At 37.2% G+C, this 18,196-nt stretch carries 15 protein-coding genes; 14 read left to right on the top strand and 1 reads right to left on the bottom strand.

The genetic code is table 11. The annotated features are described in order from the left end of the window. Nucleotides 1-25: 25 nt before the first annotated feature. The 5 genes from ribF to LCM23_RS20835 all read left to right on the top strand — a co-directional run bounded on the left by ribF (nt 26) and on the right by LCM23_RS20835 (nt 6,261). Nucleotides 26-973, top strand: a complete 948-nt coding sequence (gene ribF, locus LCM23_RS20815; protein ID WP_224938630.1) for a bifunctional riboflavin kinase/FAD synthetase — start codon at nt 26-28, stop codon at nt 971-973. A 126-nt stretch (nt 974-1,099) separates the two neighbouring features. Continuing rightward, the gene (gene rpsO / locus LCM23_RS20820) at nt 1,100-1,369 is read left to right on the top strand and encodes a 30S ribosomal protein S15 (protein WP_224938631.1); all 270 of its coding nucleotides are present in this window, start codon (nt 1,100-1,102) and stop codon (nt 1,367-1,369) included. Between the two features lie 201 nt (nt 1,370-1,570). Then, a complete protein-coding gene (pnp, locus tag LCM23_RS20825; protein ID WP_224938632.1) occupies nt 1,571-3,694 on the top strand; it encodes a polyribonucleotide nucleotidyltransferase in 2,124 nt (707 codons plus the stop codon). 209 nt (nt 3,695-3,903) lie between these two features. Next, entirely contained in the window at nt 3,904-4,869 is a 966-nt protein-coding gene (locus LCM23_RS20830) for a polysaccharide deacetylase family protein (protein WP_224938633.1), read from the top strand. 156 nt (nt 4,870-5,025) lie between these two features. Beyond that, the gene (locus LCM23_RS20835) at nt 5,026-6,261 is read left to right on the top strand and encodes a M16 family metallopeptidase (RefSeq protein WP_224938634.1); all 1,236 of its coding nucleotides are present in this window, start codon (nt 5,026-5,028) and stop codon (nt 6,259-6,261) included. Nucleotides 6,262-6,331: 70 nt separating this feature from the next. On the opposite strand, the gene LCM23_RS20840 is transcribed toward LCM23_RS20835, so the two are convergent. Further along, nucleotides 6,332-6,991, bottom strand: a complete 660-nt coding sequence (locus tag LCM23_RS20840; RefSeq protein ID WP_224938635.1) for a class I SAM-dependent methyltransferase — start codon at nt 6,989-6,991, stop codon at nt 6,332-6,334. Between the two features lie 268 nt (nt 6,992-7,259). Here LCM23_RS20840 and dpaA point away from each other — a divergent pair, with 268 nt between their 5' ends. The 9 genes from dpaA (at nt 7,260) to LCM23_RS20885 (ending at nt 17,991) form a co-directional block, all read left to right on the top strand. Continuing rightward, nucleotides 7,260-8,162, top strand: a complete 903-nt coding sequence (gene dpaA, locus LCM23_RS20845; protein WP_224938636.1) for a dipicolinic acid synthetase subunit A — start codon at nt 7,260-7,262, stop codon at nt 8,160-8,162. Beyond that, nucleotides 8,159-8,758, top strand: a complete 600-nt coding sequence (gene dpaB, locus LCM23_RS20850) for a dipicolinate synthase subunit B (RefSeq protein WP_095369480.1) — start codon at nt 8,159-8,161, stop codon at nt 8,756-8,758. The genes dpaA and dpaB overlap by 4 nt, the downstream gene beginning before the upstream one ends. A 270-nt stretch (nt 8,759-9,028) precedes the next feature. Then, nucleotides 9,029-10,078, top strand: coding sequence for an aspartate-semialdehyde dehydrogenase (asd, locus tag LCM23_RS20855; RefSeq protein ID WP_224938637.1), 1,050 nt, complete (start codon nt 9,029-9,031; stop codon nt 10,076-10,078). 24 nt (nt 10,079-10,102) lie between these two features. Next, entirely contained in the window at nt 10,103-11,335 is a 1,233-nt protein-coding gene (gene dapG / locus LCM23_RS20860) for an aspartate kinase (RefSeq protein WP_224938638.1), read from the top strand. A 25-nt stretch (nt 11,336-11,360) separates the two neighbouring features. Further along, nucleotides 11,361-12,230: a 4-hydroxy-tetrahydrodipicolinate synthase gene (gene dapA, locus LCM23_RS20865; RefSeq protein WP_224938639.1), complete on the top strand. Its 870-nt coding sequence runs from the start codon at nt 11,361-11,363 to the stop codon at nt 12,228-12,230. Nucleotides 12,231-12,790: 560 nt separating this feature from the next. Further along, entirely contained in the window at nt 12,791-14,455 is a 1,665-nt protein-coding gene (locus LCM23_RS20870) for a ribonuclease J (RefSeq protein ID WP_224938640.1), read from the top strand. A 155-nt stretch (nt 14,456-14,610) separates the two neighbouring features. Then, nucleotides 14,611-15,333, top strand: a complete 723-nt coding sequence (locus LCM23_RS20875) for a ClpP family protease (RefSeq protein WP_224938654.1) — start codon at nt 14,611-14,613, stop codon at nt 15,331-15,333. Next, on the top strand, nt 15,330-15,542 hold the full coding sequence (locus LCM23_RS20880) for a YlzJ-like family protein (protein ID WP_224938641.1): 213 nt from the start codon (nt 15,330-15,332) through the stop codon (nt 15,540-15,542). Before LCM23_RS20875 ends, LCM23_RS20880 begins: the two co-directional genes overlap by 4 nt. 112 nt (nt 15,543-15,654) lie before the next feature. Further along, the gene (locus LCM23_RS20885) at nt 15,655-17,991 is read left to right on the top strand and encodes a DNA translocase FtsK (RefSeq protein WP_224938642.1); all 2,337 of its coding nucleotides are present in this window, start codon (nt 15,655-15,657) and stop codon (nt 17,989-17,991) included. The last annotated feature ends 205 nt before the right edge of the window (nt 17,992-18,196 follow it).

The following is an 18,196-nucleotide window of genomic DNA, read 5'->3' on the forward strand; positions in this document are numbered from 1 at the left end:
AAACAATATAAAAAGGTGAATGATCATGGAAGTTATAAAAATAGTACATCCACATAACCACAGTAAAGATAGCTGGCCACCTCTTTCAATGGCATTGGGCTTTTTTGACGGTGTTCATCTTGGTCACCAGAAAGTGATGCAAAATGCAAAGGAGAAGGCAGCTGAACTAGGGTTGAAAAGTGCCGTAATGACATTTGATCCTCATCCATCAGCTGTATTAGGTGATCCACAAGAACAAATTAGATACATCACACCGATAAATGAAAAAATCAAGATTGTTGCACAGTTAGGCATTGATTATTTATTTATTGTGCACTTTTCTAAAGCATTTGCTAATCTAGATCCAGAAGCTTTTATCGATCAGTATATTATTGATTTAAATGTTTCTCATGTATCTGCTGGATTCGATTATACGTATGGTAAATTCGGTAAAGGCACTATGGATACGATAAAGACACATGCTAAAGGGTATTTCTCTACAACCACGATTCCACAGTTAAAAAGAGACAATGCCAAGATTAGCTCCTCCCTCATTAGGACTTACTTAAAAGAGGGGAGCGTTGAAAAAATCCCTCCGCTTTTGGGAAGATACTATACAGTTAGTGGTCCGGTCGTGCAAGGTGATCAAAGGGGGAGACAATTAGGTTTTCCAACAGCAAACGTTGCTGTTAGCGAAGATTTCATCACCCCACCTACAGGTGTATACGCTGTAAGAATTTTTGTTCAAGGAAAATGGCGTAAAGGGGTCTGTAATTTAGGCTATAAGCCAACTTTCCATGATGACTTAAAGACCCCTTCTATTGAAGTCCATATTTTTGATTTCGATCAAGATATATATGGTGAAGAGGTTGAAGTAGAGTGGCATCAACATATTAGAGATGAACGGAAGTTTAATGGAATTGAAGCATTAATTGAGCAAATTGCTAAGGATAAGCAAGCAACACTCGATTATTTTGCAAAAAACAACGGTTAATTCTTGCATTTTGTTTAAAAAAGTTGTATTCTTATAAACGTATTGATTGATGAACCTTTGCTTGGCAAGTCGAGTCACCGACGCTTGCTCAGTAACAGGGGATTGAAATTTTAGGAGGTGAATCGGATGGCTATCACTAAAGATCGTAAAAATGAACTTATCAATGAGTACAAAACTCATGAAAATGATACTGGTTCTCCAGAAGTTCAAATCGCTGTCCTTACAGAAGAAATCAACAATTTGAACGAACATTTACGTACTCATAAGAAAGATCACCACTCTCGTCGTGGTCTATTAAAAATGGTAGGTAAACGTCGTAACCTATTAACTTACCTTCGTAACAAAGATGTACAACGTTACCGTGAGTTAATCAATAAGCTTGGTTTACGTCGATAATAAGAAGCTTGTCTTCTTATTTGAAGAAGCGGGATTTTTTCCCGCTTTTTTATTAGCCTAAAAACGCTATTCTACATAAAATTTTGTTATTTTATATATTTGAAAAAGTGTGCATAATAGTATTAATGATGAAAATATGTCATGGCATTTTGCTTTAGTATATATGATTTTGTAAGTGAAATGGTAGAGAGGGGTACAAATATGGGACAAGATAAGCATACCTACAGCATAGATTGGGCTGGACGCAAGTTGTCTGTTGAAATCGGACAATTAGCAAAGCAAGCAAACGGTGCTGTTTTGGTTCGCTATGGTGATACAGCTGTACTAAGTACAGCAACAGCATCAAAAGAACCGAAGAACTTAGATTTCTTTCCACTTACTGTGAACTATGAGGAAAGATTATACGCAGTCGGTAAAATACCTGGCGGCTTTATTAAACGTGAAGGTCGTCCAAGTGAAAGAGCCATTCTAGCTAGCCGATTAATTGATAGACCAATTCGACCACTTTTCCCGGACGGTTTCCGTAACGATGTTCAAGTTGTCAGTATGGTTATGAGTGTCGACCAAGATTGTTCTTCGGAAATGGCGGCAATGTTTGGGTCATCTCTTGCATTAAGTGTTTCTGATATTCCGTTTGCCGGTCCAATTGCAGGTGTAACTGTTGGCAGAGTAAACAATGAATTTATCATTAACCCTTCTGTAGAACAAACAGAAAAAAGTGATATTCATTTAGTCGTTGCTGGTACGAAAGATGCGATTAACATGGTAGAAGCAGGGGCAGAAGAAGTTCCTGAAGAAACGATGCTTGAAGCAATTATGTTTGGTCATGATGAGATTAAACGATTAATTGCCTTCCAAGAGAAGATTGCTGAAGAAATTGGTAAAGACAAGATGGAAGTTACGCTTTATCAAGTCGATGAAGAGATTAATGCAACTGTGCGCTCTATGTGTGAAGCGGATATGATTCCTGCTATTCAAGTTCAAGAAAAACATGCTAGAGAAGCGGCCATTAAAGTTGTCAAAGATAAAGTGATTACCCATTTTGAAGAGCAAGAAGTCGATGATGACTATCTTAAACAAGTAAAGCAAGTACTTGATAAAATTGTTAAACAAGAAGTACGCCGCTTAATTACTGAAGATAAAGTAAGACCTGATGGGCGTGGACTAGAGGAAATTCGTCCGCTATCATCTGAGATTGACTTACTTCCACGTACACATGGATCAGGACTGTTTACACGTGGTCAAACACAAGCGTTGAGCATTTGTACATTAGGTGCGCTTGGTGATGTACAAATTCTAGATGGTCTTGGCATTGAAGAAGAAAAACGTTTTATGCACCATTATAATTTTCCGAATTTCAGTGTTGGTGAAACTGGCCCGATGAGAGGACCTGGTCGTCGTGAAATCGGACACGGTGCTTTAGGAGAAAGAGCTTTAGAGCCAATTATTCCATCAGAAAAGGATTTCCCTTATACGATTCGACTTGTTTCTGAAGTGTTGGAATCTAATGGTTCCACTTCACAAGCAAGTATCTGTGCAAGTACTTTAGCAATGATGGATGCTGGGGTACCAATTAAAGCGCCAGTTGCTGGTATTGCGATGGGTCTTATCAAATCAGGTGATTATTACTCTATTCTAACCGATATTCAAGGAATGGAAGATCACTTAGGTGATATGGACTTTAAAGTAGCAGGTACAAGTAAAGGCGTCACAGCACTACAAATGGATATTAAAATCGATGGTCTTTCTAGAGAAATTTTAGAAGAAGCATTACAACAAGCAAAAATCGGTAGAATGCAGATTCTTGATTCCATGCTAGCAACGATTGCTCAACCTAATAAAGAGCTTTCACAATATGCACCGAAAATCTTAATGATGTCAATTAACCCAGATAAAATCCGTGATGTTATTGGGCCAAGTGGAAAACAAATCAATAAAATCATTGAAGAAACGGGCGTAAAAATTGATATCGAACAAGATGGTACAGTATTTATTTCTTCGATCGATGAAGCGATGAACCAAAAAGCGAAGAAAATCATTGAAGATATCGTTCGTGAAGTAGAAGTTGGACAAATGTATTTGGGTAAAGTGAAGCGCATTGAGAAATTTGGTGCTTTCGTAGAGATCTTTAATGGGAAAGATGGACTTGTTCATATTTCTGAACTAGCTGAAGAGCGCGTAGGAAAAGTCGAAGATGTGCTTTCAATAGGTGATGAAGTCCTTGTAAAAGTGACGGAAATCGATAAACAAGGTAGAGTGAACCTTTCTCGTAAAGCTGTATTAAAAGAGCAGCGTGAACAAAAAGAAAAAGCTGAGAATAAATAAATTTGTAAGAAAGTCAGGGTTGTCCCCTGATTTTTTTCTTTCTTTTTTTGTTAGAATATAAAATGATGATGTATATTTTAAGTGAGCCCTCGGCTTGTTTCTTTTAATTGTCGAAGGGGATTGTTATTATGTAAGCGCTTTATCGAATAGTTAAACTGTTCTACCTTGTCCTCCTTTAACATATTTTAATGAAGAGGGAGGCTGGTGTTATGAGAAAAATTGGATACACGCTGGTAATAGTCATTAGTGGATTTTTAATCGTTGCGAACCCGTTAACAGATCAATATATGTCTTTAGCACTAAATGAAAGCATATCGGTAAGTAAAGTAGATGATCCGCTTTTAATAGAAATAAAGGAGCAAGCGAAGACGTTTGAAGTCCCTGCCAAGGATGCTGTTATAGATAAAGTATGGAAGGCGATTCCAGGATTAAATGGACTAAAGGTTGATGTGAATGCATCTTATAAAAAGATGAAAAAGGACGGATCCTTTGATAAAGAGAAACTCGTATTTACCGAAGTTAAACCAAAAATCCATCTAGAAGATTTAGAACCTTCACCGATTTATAAGGGCCATCCAGACAAGCCGATGGTTAGTTTATTAATTAATGTAGCATGGGGAAATGAGTATCTTCCTAAAATGTTGGAAACATTAAAGAAACATAATGTAAAAGCAACGTTTTTTTTAGAAGGAAGATGGACGCAAAATAATCCTGATTTAGCAAAAATGATTGTTGCCGCAGGGCACGAAATTGGCAATCATTCTTATACGCATCCTGATTTAAAAGTTGCTTCTGATCAAAAAACGAAAGAAGAAATTGTGAAAACTAACGAAGTCATAGAGGCGACGACTGAACAAAAAGTGAAATGGTTTGCCCCCCCAAGTGGTAGTTATCGTAATCAAACCGTCGACATTGCTAGTGGGCAAGGACTACTTACTGTGATGTGGACTGTCGATACGATAGATTGGCAAAAACCATCACCTGAAACGATTATTAATCGTGTAGTCAATAAAGTAGAAAATGGTTCAATGGTCTTAATGCATCCAACAGAATCAACAGCAAATGCACTGGATAGAATGATTGTAGGGATTAAAGACAAAGACTTACAAATTGGGACAGTGACATCCTTATTATCAGAGGAAAGAATCGGATCACACGAAAAGCCGAAAAAATAACAAGCGAGATTTTGCAAAAAATAGCAACTATAGATACACTTATGTTATTCTACCATCATGAGTCTTTTTTTCTTATGAATGATAAACAGTTGTTTTGAAAAGCATTCCGTATCATTCGAAAAAAGACAGCTTGCAAACAGAACAGGAGGAGCATGCTTGATTAAAAGATATACTTGCAAAAATGGAACAAGAATCGTATTAGAAAATATTCCGACTGTCCGCTCTGTTGCCATTGGCGTTTGGATTGGAACAGGATCAAGAAATGAAGATAAAGAGAATAATGGGATTTCCCACTTTCTTGAACATATGATTTTTAAAGGTACAGAGTCAAAAACAGCTAGAGAAATAGCGGAGTCTTTTGATAGTATTGGTGGACAAGTGAACGCTTTCACATCAAAAGAATATACATGCTATTACGCAAAAGTACTGGATACTCACGCCTCATTTGCGTTAGATGTACTAGCAGATATGTTTTTCAACTCTTCCTTCGATAACGAAGAGTTGAAAAAAGAGAAAAATGTTGTCTATGAAGAAATTAAAATGTATGAAGATACACCGGATGATATTGTCCATGATGTTTTAAGTAAGGGTGTATATGAAAGTCATTCATTGGGGTACCCGATACTCGGAACGGAAGAAACACTAGAAACGTTTAACGGGGACACATTAAGAGACTATATGCATAATCACTATATACCTGAGAATGTCGTCATCTCCATTGCAGGTAATGTGCCTGAATCATTTATTCAAGAAGTAGAGTCCCATTTTGGTACATATACAGGTGGTAGTCCGGCAGTAAACGAAACAGTACCTACTTTTCACAATAATAAGATCGCCAGAAAGAAAGAAACAGAACAAGCGCATCTTTGTTTAGGGTTTAACGGACTTCCCGTTGGTCATGATGATATGTATCAGTTGATCGTTCTAAATAATATTCTTGGTGGTAGCATGAGTAGTCGCTTATTCCAAGATGTGAGGGAAGATAAAGGTCTCGCATACTCTGTGTTTTCTTATCACTCTTCTTTTAAAGATAGTGGTTTGGTTACAATATATGGCGGTACCGGTGCGAAACAAATGAATGTTCTTTTCGAAACGATTCAGAACACATTAGACGTTTTAAAACGAAACGGAATAACAGAAAAAGAATTAGTCAATAGTAAAGAGCAATTAAAAGGTGGCTTAATGCTAAGTTTAGAAAGTACAAATAGTCGCATGAGCCGTAACGGCAAAAATGAGCTATTGCTTGGATCTCATCGTACATTAGATAAAATTATTGAAGAAATTGATGAAGTATCAATGGATGAAGTCAATGAAATGGCGAAAAAGATCTTTACAGATGACTATTCATTAGCCTTAATTAGTCCAGATGGTGAGTTACCTCAAGGGCTATAAATAAAAGAGAACAATTTCCCATTTGTAAAGATAGGAAATTGTTCTTTTTTATTATAAACATATATTTTCTTTAGCCTTTTTTCTTTTTTAACACCGCACGAAAACAATTTAATTCTCCCCATATGGTTGATGTGAGGACATTAGAAGGTCGGGTGAAGGTCACTTGATCAAAAAAGGTTAATCCAGCTTCGTGAATCATACGATTGAACATGTCTAAATCGATGGTAGGATAGTCACAAGTTAAAATAATGAGTCCATCCTCTTTTAATACACGTTTAAACTCTACAAGGCTTTTATATATATCCTCACTACTTAAATGTTCAATAACGGAAATACAGAAGATTTTATCAAATAATTGCCCACTGTATGGTAAATCAGTTAAGGAACAGCAATTCATAGATACGTTGTTTATTAAACGTTGTACATTTTCTTCTTGTATGTCGTCATGTGTATATGTTTCCTTCATATCTAAAAAAATGGCTTTACTGTCTAATAATCTCTCATCGATATCACAGGCAAAAGTGTGTTTGCATATCTCACTTAAATAAAACTTTAAAGGATGCCCCAATCCACAGGCTGCATCGAGAACAATTTCATTTTTGTCTGCAAAATTTTTTGCCCATTCATACTCATAGGGTCTTGTTTCCCATTCCTTAGGTAACTGGAAGACGAACTGCTGAGATTTCGGATCGTCAGTTGTAATAAACCTTGAATCAGTTATGTTTTTCATTTCATTTCCTCCTCACTTAGCATTTTATTGTATGTGAATAAAGATGAGTCGCTACCTCACGATTTAATCACTTTTCCTATTTAAAATGTTTTTTTAATGGTAGGAGTTTCGTCCTTCACTCCTTATCAATCTTCTCTTCAAAACAAAGGTTCAAACTTAGCGTCTATTCTTTGTTAGAGAACTCACCGAATAGGTCATTTCTACATAAGATGTTGAAGTAATTGAGTAAAAGAACATAAAAAGTTCTTTAAAAGAAGGTGAGTGTTGCATGCTGACAGGATTACAAATTGCAGTGATCGGTGGAGATGCAAGGCAGCTTGAGGTCATTCGTAAGCTGACAGAATTGGATGCAAAATTATATTTAATTGGTTTTGAACAGCTTGACCACGCTTTTTCTGGTGCAGTAAAGGAGAAGTTAGATGAAGTTGACTTTACATGCATTGACGCCATTATATTGCCAGTGCCTGGGGCTGGGGTGGATGGACAGATTGATACAATTTTCTCTAATGAAAAAATTACGATAAATGAAGAAATCTTAAAGAAAACACCGCAACATTGTAAAATTTATTCTGGTATTAATCCTCCTTATCTTCAAGAAATTTCAACCAAAGCAGATCGTGAAGTTGTTCAATTATTTAATCGTGATGATGTCGCAATATACAATTCAATCCCCACTGTTGAAGGTGCATTAATGATGGCCATTCAACATACTGATTTTACAATTCACGGATCAAATGTGACTGTATTAGGACTTGGAAGAACAGGAATGAGTATAGCCCGTGCATTTCATGCTTTAGGAGCTAAAGTGAAAGTAGGAGCTAGAAAAAGCGAGCATATAGCAAGAATAACTGAAATGGGTCTTACGCCTTTTCATTTGAGTGATATTGAAGAAGCCGTTGTGGATGCAGATATATGCATTAATACAATTCCCTTACAAGTCGTGGTGGCATCAGTAATAGCGAAAATGCCAGTTCATACCCTCATTATTGATTTAGCTTCTAAACCAGGTGGTACGGACTTTAGATACGCAGAGAAACGCGGGGTAAAAGCTCTATTAGCACCTGGCCTACCAGGAATCGTTGCACCAAAAACAGCGGGACGTATTTTAGCTAATGTTCTTTCACAATTGATTTTGGCTAATTTTGATGAAAGGGAGGATAAACAATCATGAATTTAAAAGGGAAAAAAATAGGATTCGGTTTAACGGGGTCGCATTGCACATATGATGCCGTTTTTCCGGAAATAGAGAAGTTAGTCGGGGCAGGAGCTGAAGTAATACCAGTCGTGACTTTTACAGTTCAAAATACGGTAACAAGATTTGGCGATGGAGAAGATTGGATTAAAAGAATAGAAGAAGTGACTGGGAATAAAGTTATTGATTCTATTGTAAAAGCAGAACCATTAGGCCCGAAAATCCCATTAGATTGCATGGTTGTTGCCCCATTAACAGGAAACTCCATGAGTAAATTTGCAAATGCTATGACAGATTCTCCAGTGCTTATGGCTGCCAAAGCGACATTAAGGAACGAAAAACCAGTCGTACTAGGTATATCGACTAATGATGCACTAGGCTTAAACGGCACAAATCTCATGCGTTTAATGTCTACAAAAAATATTTATTTTATCCCATTTGGGCAAGATGACCCAGTGAAGAAACCGAACTCAATGGTCGCCCGTATGACAGCATTATCTGATACAATAGTGAAAGCAATAAATGGTGAACAGATTCAGCCAGTCATTGTAGAAAGATACAAAGATGGTAACTAAGTTCGAGATTTATCATAGTTCCCTTCGTTAAGTGATGAATGTTTGCAGACGACGGCTTTCGCCAGTAGACTTGGCGATAAGCCATGTTTTCTCATAAAATTTTATTTTTTAATGCGGGAATATGATAAAATATAAAATAATCTTAGTATACTATCTATAGCTCGCTCTCATAGCTGAAATACGACTGAAAGATAGTCGCTCACTTGTTTGTTAGCTGAAAGGTAAACTAAAAAATATCAATCATTATGTTGGCCGGAAGGAGAAATGGTTATGACAGAGAAAAAAGACTTCCATGTAGCTGTAGTAGGAGCAACAGGAGCAGTAGGTGAACAAATGTTAAAAACATTGGAAGAGCGTGCTTTTCCGATATCAACATTGAAAGTATTATCTTCGTCTCGCTCAGCTGGGAAGAAGATTCAATATAACGGCAAGGAATATACTGTAGAAGAAGCTACACCTGATAGTTTTGAAGGTGTAGATATTGCTTTGTTTAGTGCAGGGGGAAGTGTATCCAAACAATTAGCTCCAGAAGCGGTAAAGAGAGGAGCAATTGTGGTTGATAATACGAGTGCATTCCGTATGGATGAAAATACTCCACTTATCGTACCTGAAGTAAATGAAGAAGACTTGCATAACCATAACGGCATCATTGCCAACCCCAATTGTTCAACCATTCAAATGGTTGTAGCGCTTGAACCGATTAGAAAAGCATTTGGTTTAAATAAAGTGATTGTCTCCACTTATCAAGCAGTCTCTGGCTCAGGGCAAGCAGCTATTGATGAATTGCAAGAGCAAACAAGAGCGATTTTAGATAATCAAACATACACGCCTGAAGTATTGCCAGTAAAGGGTGATAAAAAGCATTATCAAATCGCTTTTAACGCCATTCCTCAAATAGATAAATTTGTTGATAACGGTTATACATTTGAGGAAATGAAAATGATTAATGAAACGAAAAAAATTATGCATCTGCCTTCTTTACCAGTAGCTGCGACTTGTGTTCGTCTACCCGTGGGAACTGGTCATTCTGAATCTGTGTATTTTGAGATTGATCAGGAAGGCATTAACGCAAAGGATATAAAAGCTTTGTTAAGTACCGCACCAGGTATAGAACTACAAGATGACCCTGAACAGCAAATTTATCCAATGCCAGCAGATTGTGTTGGTAAATCAGAAGTGTTCGTCGGTCGTATTCGCAATGACTTAGATGAGCCAAAAGGGTTCCATATGTGGGTCGTTTCTGATAATCTACTAAAAGGTGCAGCCTGGAATTCTGTACAAATCGCAGAAAGTCTTGTTAAATTAAAGTTAGTGAAATAAATTGCAATTACTCGAGGTGTTAAGATGAAAATCGTCGTTCAAAAATTTGGCGGTACATCGGTAAAAAATGAAGAAGGCAGGAGTCATGCATTAAGGCATATTAAAAATGCCGTTCATGAAGGGTTCAAAGTGGTAGTTGTTGTTTCTGCAATGGGAAGAAAGGGAGACCCTTATGCAACAGACACGTTATTATCACTTGTTGGTGCGCCCCTTGCCAAAATCAATAAACGTGAAACAGACTTATTACTATCTTGTGGAGAAGTGATTTCAAGTGTTGTATTTACGAATATGCTTATAGAAAATGAGCTAACGGCGACCGCATTAACAGGTGCGCAAGCTGGTTTTCGTACAAATCATGATCATATGAATGCGAAAATTATTGATATGAAATGTGAACGTTTAAAAAACGAGTTAGAATTACATGATGTTGTTGTCGTTGCAGGTTTCCAAGGATCAGCTAGAAACGGTGATACAACGACGATTGGACGTGGCGGCAGTGATACTTCAGCAGCTGCGCTAGGTTCTGCCCTTAATGCAGAGTGGATTGATATATTCACAGATGTTGAAGGGATTATGACAGCTGATCCGCGGATTGCACAGAATGCACGTTCTTTGGATGTTGTAACTTATACGGAAGTTTGTAATATGGCTTATCAAGGTGCAAAGGTTATCCATCCAAGAGCAGTTGAAATCGCGATGCAATCAAAAATTCCCATTCGTATCCGTTCCACTTATACAGACGGTTTAGGTACGCTAGTTACGGCTGTTACGAAACAAAGTAGAGGAACAGATATAAAAGAAAGACCGGTTACCGGGATTGCACATGTAGCGAATATTACGCAAATTAAAGTGGTTGCTAAAGAAAATCAGTATGACCTACAATCAGAGGTTTTTAAGGCAATGGCCAAAGAAGGCATTAGCGTTGATTTCATTAATATTTATCCACATGGAGTAACCTATACAGTGACCGAGGAAATGACCGATAAAGCGATTCAAATTTTAAATGGATTAGGTCATGAACCAAAAGTGGAAAGAGGCTGTGCGAAAGTTTCAGTTGTCGGTGCAGGTATGCAAGGTGTACCTGGTGTTGCCTCTAAAATTGTAACAGCACTTTCGGAACAAGGCATTAGAATTATGCAATCAGCAGATAGCCATACGACTATTTGGGTTTTAGTTGAACAAGAAGATTTGCCGAAAGCAGTCAATGCACTCCATGATGCCTTTCATTTAGAAAAAGATCAAGTAGAAATGATATAAGTGATTATTAAAAAGAGGTGTAAAAATGGTTTTATTCGGAAGAGTTTCAACAGCAATGGTTACGCCATTCGATATCAATGGGCATATTGATTTTGCAAAGACAACTCAGTTGATTAATCATTTGATTGAGAATGGGACAGATTCCCTTGTTGTTGCTGGAACAACAGGCGAATCACCAACGTTAACGAAAGAAGAAAAACTCGCATTGTTTAAACATGTAGTGAAGGTAACGGATGGACGCGTGCCAGTTATTGCCGGTACAGGTAGCAATAATACTTACTCATCCATTGAATTAACGAAAAAAGCAGCAGAAATTGGTGTAGATGCCATCATGTTAGTCGCTCCTTATTATAATAAGCCAAACCAAGCAGGCTTATATGAGCATTTTAAAGCGATCGCAGCAAGTACAGATTTACCTGTTATGTTATATAATATTCCAGGTCGATCATCTGTTAATATTGCACCTGAAACAATTATTGAACTATCCAAGATTAAAAATATTGTCTCTGTGAAAGAAGCGAGTGGTGATCTTAATGCAATGACGAAGATTATCGCTGAAACAGATGACGATTTCTTGTTATATAGTGGCGACGATGGTATCGCTTTACCAGTCTTATCCATTGGTGGAGCAGGTGTTGTATCAGTGGCCTCACATATAATCGGCTCTGAAATTCAAGAAATGGTGCAAGCATTTTTAGATGGCCGCTATCAAGAGGCTGCAAAATTGCACCAATCCTTATTACCAATAATGGAAGCGATGTTTGCAGCGCCAAGTCCTGTACCAGTTAAAACCGCTTTGCAGGTCAAAGGCCTTGATGTCGGTTCAGTGCGTTTACCAATGGTACCACTTTCTGAACAAGAAAGAGCTTCACTGATTGACATTATTAAAAAGTAAGCAAAAAATCTGAGCGATCATTCCCACCTTGGGTATGAATTGTTCAGGTTTTTTTGTGTGATGCCATAACATATATACTCTGGATAGGGGAGTAAAAAGAGGGCTCTTCGTATATCTCACAAATCTAAAAAACATATTGAGCAAACATAAGTAGCTCAGGTTGAAGAAGTTTTCGCTCACTAGCTGAACTAGAGATACTTAAATCTGATTACTACTATTTAGTCCTTGTTAAATCCAAACCCAATACATCAATCTGGATGAAGGAAATTTACACGTTTCTTGAGTCTTTTAGGTTCTCTTTTTTTAAAAGCAAGACTAACTGAATGATTATAAACTTGATATTTAGGTATCGCTTTTAGAAGAGAGTATTTGTTAAAGTAAAACGATCCTTTTTGTGCCGTCTTCTTTAATCACTAAAGTGTTTAATTACTTAATTTAACTGGATAAATTGCTTAATAACCGCAAAAATGCATAAATTTGGTTGTTATTATTTTCTTAGTTAAAGTATAATGGGAATAACTGATTTTGATCGGGTGAATGAACTATAGGAGGATACATAAGTGAAAAGACAGAACGAAAGCATCAAGTTAGCAGCACTAGGTGGAGTTGGTGAATTAGGAAAGAATATGTACATAATTGAAGTTGATGAGGATTTATTCGTAATCGATGCAGGTTTAATGCTTCCAGAGAACGAAATGCTTGGAATTGATACGGTTATTCCAGATTTCACCTATCTTATTCAACAAAAAGATCGTGTGCAAGGAGTATTTTTAACCCACGGACATGAAGACCATATTGGAGCTTTATCTTATTTGCTTCGGCAAATTGAGGCACCGGTATACGGAACTAAGCTTACAATTGCGTTAGCAAAAGCAAAAATGAAAGAGCAAGGATTTAAAGGGAAAGCTAAACTAGTGGAAATACATAGTGATACTGAACTTCACTTTGATCATTGTGAAATTTCATTTTTTAAAACAAATCATAGCATCCCAGACAGTGTTGGGGTATGTATTCATACCTCACAAGGCAGTATCGTCTACACTGGGGATTTTAAATTTGACCAAGCGGCTGGACCACTTTATAAAGCCGAAATTGGAAAAATGGCCAAAATCGGAGAAAATGGCGTTTTGTGCTTATTATCTGATAGTACAGAAGCAGAAAAGCCAGGCTACACAAAATCGGAAGCTGAAGTATTAGATGATTTAGTGAAGCATTTTTATCAAGCAAAAGGGAGAGTCGTAGTGGCTACATTTGCGTCTGAGTTAATCAGGATTCAACAAGTATTTGACGCTGCGAAACAGACTAACCGAAAAGTAGCAATAGTAGGAAGAAGTTTGCAAAAAATATATGATATTGCCATCAGATTAGGGTTTTTGGATATTTATGAAGACGTAATGGTGTCTATGAACGATGTAAAAAACTTGGCAGATGAAGAAATCATTTATTTAGTGACAGGTACGCAAGGAGAGCCCATTGATGCGCTGTATAAGATGGCGAAAAACTCTCACCGTCAAGTGCATATTCAAGCTGGAGATTATGTGATATTCTTTGCTTCTCCTTTGAGAGGGTCGGAGGTTTATTTATCAAAAACAGTTGATGTATTGTTCAGGGGCGGAGCACATGTGGTTTCAGGCAAAGGGAGTTTTAATACATCTAGTCATGGTAGCAAAGAAGAGCTTAAATTCATGATTAATTTAATGAATCCGAGATATTTCTTTCCTGTTCATGGAGAATACAGGATGTTAAAGGCACATGCAAAAGTAGCTGAGTCGACTGGTATGGAAAGTGATGCTATTTTTATTCCTGAAAAGGGAGAATTATATGAAATAGCAAAAGGAACCATGAAGAATGTGGGGAAAATCCCAACCGGACATGTATTAATTGATGGCAGTGGTGTTGGTGATGTTGGTAATATTGTCCTTAGAGATCGTAAATTATTATCTCAAGATGGGATATTACTTGTGGTTGTTACGTTAAACAAAAAACAAAAAATCATTTCAGCAGGACCAGAAATAATTACAAGAGGCTTTGTTTATGTGAGAGAATCTGAAGAATTACTAGCTGAAGCAAGCAAATTGGTAAAAGAAATTGTTGAAGCAAAACTATCGAAAGAAGCTTTTGACTGGTCAGGTATCAAACAAGATATGAGAGAAGGTCTCAATCAGTTCTTATTTGATAAAACAAAACGTCGTCCGATGATCTTACCGATAATTATGGAGTCCTAAAAAAGCAGGCAATTACGTATTCGTGATTGCCTGCTTATATTTTTATTTCGATAATAGATATCTTCGTTTCCAAAAGCATTAATAGAATGAAAATCCCATCCCTGTTCATACTAAATATATAAAAGTTTGAAGGGAGAAGTCTTATGGATTTTGAAATGAATGGGAATGATCAAGAGCAACAACCTAAAGAAGATAAACAATCGCCTTTAATGGAAAAGATACAGCAATTAGGTCAAACAAATGTACCGCAACTATCTCAAGATTCCAAAATTCACTGTTTGACAATCGTTGGACAAATAGAAGGGCATTTACAATTACCGCCACAAAATAAGACAACAAAATATGAACATCTTATCCCTCAGATTGTAGCCATTGAGCAAAATCCAAAAATAGAAGGTTTGTTAGTAATATTAAATACTGTAGGGGGAGATGTAGAAGCAGGGTTAGCGCTTGCTGAAATGTTGGCATCATTGTCAAAGCCTACAGTCTCAATCGTGTTAGGTGGTGGACACTCAATAGGTGTACCTATAGCCGTATCTTGTGATTATGCTTATATTGCTGAATCAGCAACGATGACCATTCACCCCATTCGGTTAACTGGCTTAGTGATTGGGGTGCCACAAACTTTTGAGTATTTAGATAAAATGCAAGAACGTGTCATTAACTTTGTAACAAAACACTCACAGATTACTGAAGAGAAGTTTAAAGACTTAATGTTTGCTAAAGGAAATTTGACAAGAGATATTGGAACGAATGTGATTGGTGCTGACGCTGTTGAGTTTGGTTTGATTAATGAAGTAGGTGGTATTGGTCCAGCATTAAAAAAACTTGAGGAGTTAATTGAAAACAATGAACAGCAGGAGGGGCTTGTACAATGATATTATATACAGCCATGCCAAGTGAATGGATATACCAAGCTGAACCATCTGAATATGCGAAACAAAAAGTGGTTAACTTTGAAGGTATCCCGTTACTAGTGGAATTCACTAGTGGTTCTGAATATCGTGTAATCCAAGTAATGAGTACGGACCCAAATGATTTCATGAATGAAAATATTGGACCTGGAGTAAAAATCACCCTCAGTTAAGCAAAAGATGGATGAAATTATGCTATAATAAATGAACAAACGTAGAGCAGCCACTAAAAGGCTGCTCTCTTCTTTCATGCATCATTCAAGTACTTATAAATCAGGTGATAAAATGGCGAAAAAAAAGAAGCGTAAAACGCGAAAAAAGCAACAAGTGAGACAAACTTTAAAATATGAATTAACTGCTCTAGTGATGCTCGCATTAGCAGTGATTGCGATAGCGAAATTAGGGGCAGTAGGTGGAGCAATTGTACTTTTTTTCAGGTTTTTTACCGGGGAATGGTACATGCTTTGTTTAATTGGATTAGTGATTTATGCAGGGTTTCTAATGTGGAAAAGGGAGAGACCTGATCTCTTTCATATGAAATTAGTGGGCATGTACTTCATCATTAGTGCACTTCTGTTATTAAGTCATGTAACGTTATTTGAATTACTTTCAAATGGGGGAGCATTTACCGACCCAAGTGTAATAATGAATACATGGCGTCTCTATTGGGGTGAGGTGACAAATCAAGCCAGCACTTCAGATTTGGGTGGGGGCATGATTGGAGCATTAATGTTTGCTGTTTTCTATTATTTATTTGATGAAGCAGGCTCAAAAATTATTGCATTCCTTTTGATTATCGTAGGAATTATATTAATTACAGGAAAAACTTTTGGCCCTGCGATGGGTGATATGACCATTTCATTTGCTCAATTTCTAAAAAAACAATGGCTAGCATTTCTTGAAGATGTAAAAGGTTGGGTAAGTAAAAAGAATAAGCGCAATGTTAAATCTCGTACGAGAAGAAGTAAAGAAAATCAAGAAGAGCCGGCAATAACGATTCATAACAGCTCAGAAGAAATGGATAAAGACAGTACACCAGAAGAACCAATTATTTCTAGTTTTTCTCAAAATGCTTATGACCAAGAACAAGATGGTACAGTACCGGTACAAGGGGTAAGCGAGAGTCAACCGGAGGACGAAGAGCAGCAAGATGAGACTGTACCACCGATAACATTTACAGAAGTGGAAAATAAGGATTATAAACTACCACCAATGAAATTATTAAAGGCACCTAATCACACCGACCAGAGCGGTGAATATAAACTCATTCATGATAATGCAGCAAAGCTTGAGAGAACCTTCCAAAGCTTTGGTGTCAAAGCTAAAGTAACCCAAGTTCATCTTGGACCGGCAGTAACCAAATATGAAGTACATCCTGATGTAGGTGTGAAAGTAAGTAAAATTGTTAGTTTAAGTGATGACTTAGCCCTTGCATTAGCAGCAAAAGATATCCGAATTGAGGCACCAATTCCAGGAAAATCAGCTATCGGGATAGAGGTACCGAATTCAGAAGTTGCGATGGTTTCCTTAAGAGAGGTCATTGAACCTAAAGGTAAAGATCGCAATGATTCAAAGCTATTAATCGGTTTAGGAAGAGATATTACTGGCGAAGCTGTCACAGCAGAGTTGAATAAAATGCCGCATTTGCTCGTCGCTGGAGCGACAGGAAGTGGGAAGAGTGTTTGTATTAATGGCATTATTACTAGTATTTTAATGAGGGCGAAACCTCATGAAGTGAAATTGATGATGATTGATCCAAAAATGGTAGAGCTTAATGTATATAATGGGGTCCCACATTTATTAGCCCCTGTTGTGACAAATGCCAAAAAAGCTTCTCAAGCACTGAAAAAGGTTGTAAGCGAAATGGAGAGAAGATATGAATTATTCTCCCATACAGGCACAAGAAACATAGAAGGTTATAATGAATTTATAAAAAGGCAAAATAAAACAGAGGAAGCTAAGCAACCACTACTTCCTTACATCGTTGTTATTGTTGATGAGTTAGCGGACTTAATGATGGTTGCTTCATCGGATGTTGAGGATGCGATCACTAGATTAGCACAAATGGCTAGGGCAGCTGGTATTCATCTTATCATTGCCACTCAACGTCCATCAGTGGATGTCATCACCGGTGTGATTAAAGCAAATATTCCATCAAGAATTGCGTTTGCTGTTTCTTCTATGACGGATTCAAGGACGATTTTAGACATGGGCGGAGCAGAGAAGTTATTAGGAAGAGGCGATATGTTATTTATGCCAGTCGGCGCATCAAAACCTATTCGGGTGCAAGGCGCATTTTTATCGGATGATGAAGTTGAAGAAATTGTTGATTTTGTCATCGGTCAGCAAAAAGCGCAATATCAAGAAGAAATGATTCCCGATGATTTACCAGATTCACAAGCAAGTGAAGTTGATGACAAATTATATGATGAAGCAGTTGAGCTTGTCATTGAAATGCAAACAGCCTCTGTTTCCATGTTGCAAAGGAGGTTCCGTATCGGTTATACGCGAGCAGCGAGGTTAATTGATGAAATGGAGCTGCGAGGAATCGTTGGACCTTATGAGGGAAGTAAACCAAGAACAGTACTCGTCAGCCAAATTGTTGATGAGGCATCTTCTTAAAACTATATTTAACGCTTTTTAGCAACACAGCTTTAATCAACAATTGAAAGAAAGTATGTACAAAGAATAGGTTAATATTTATTATAAATATGACCTATTCTTTTTTTAGGGTTTCTAAAATATTTTAGTAGCATTTGATTTTTATCATAAGAAGCCTATAACGAAAGGGAAAATAATTAAACAAAACTCTTTAAGACATCAACTA

The sequence above is a fragment of the Cytobacillus kochii genome (assembly GCF_020171845.1).
Taxonomy (GTDB): Bacteria; Bacillota; Bacilli; order Bacillales; family Cytobacillaceae; genus Cytobacillus; species Cytobacillus kochii.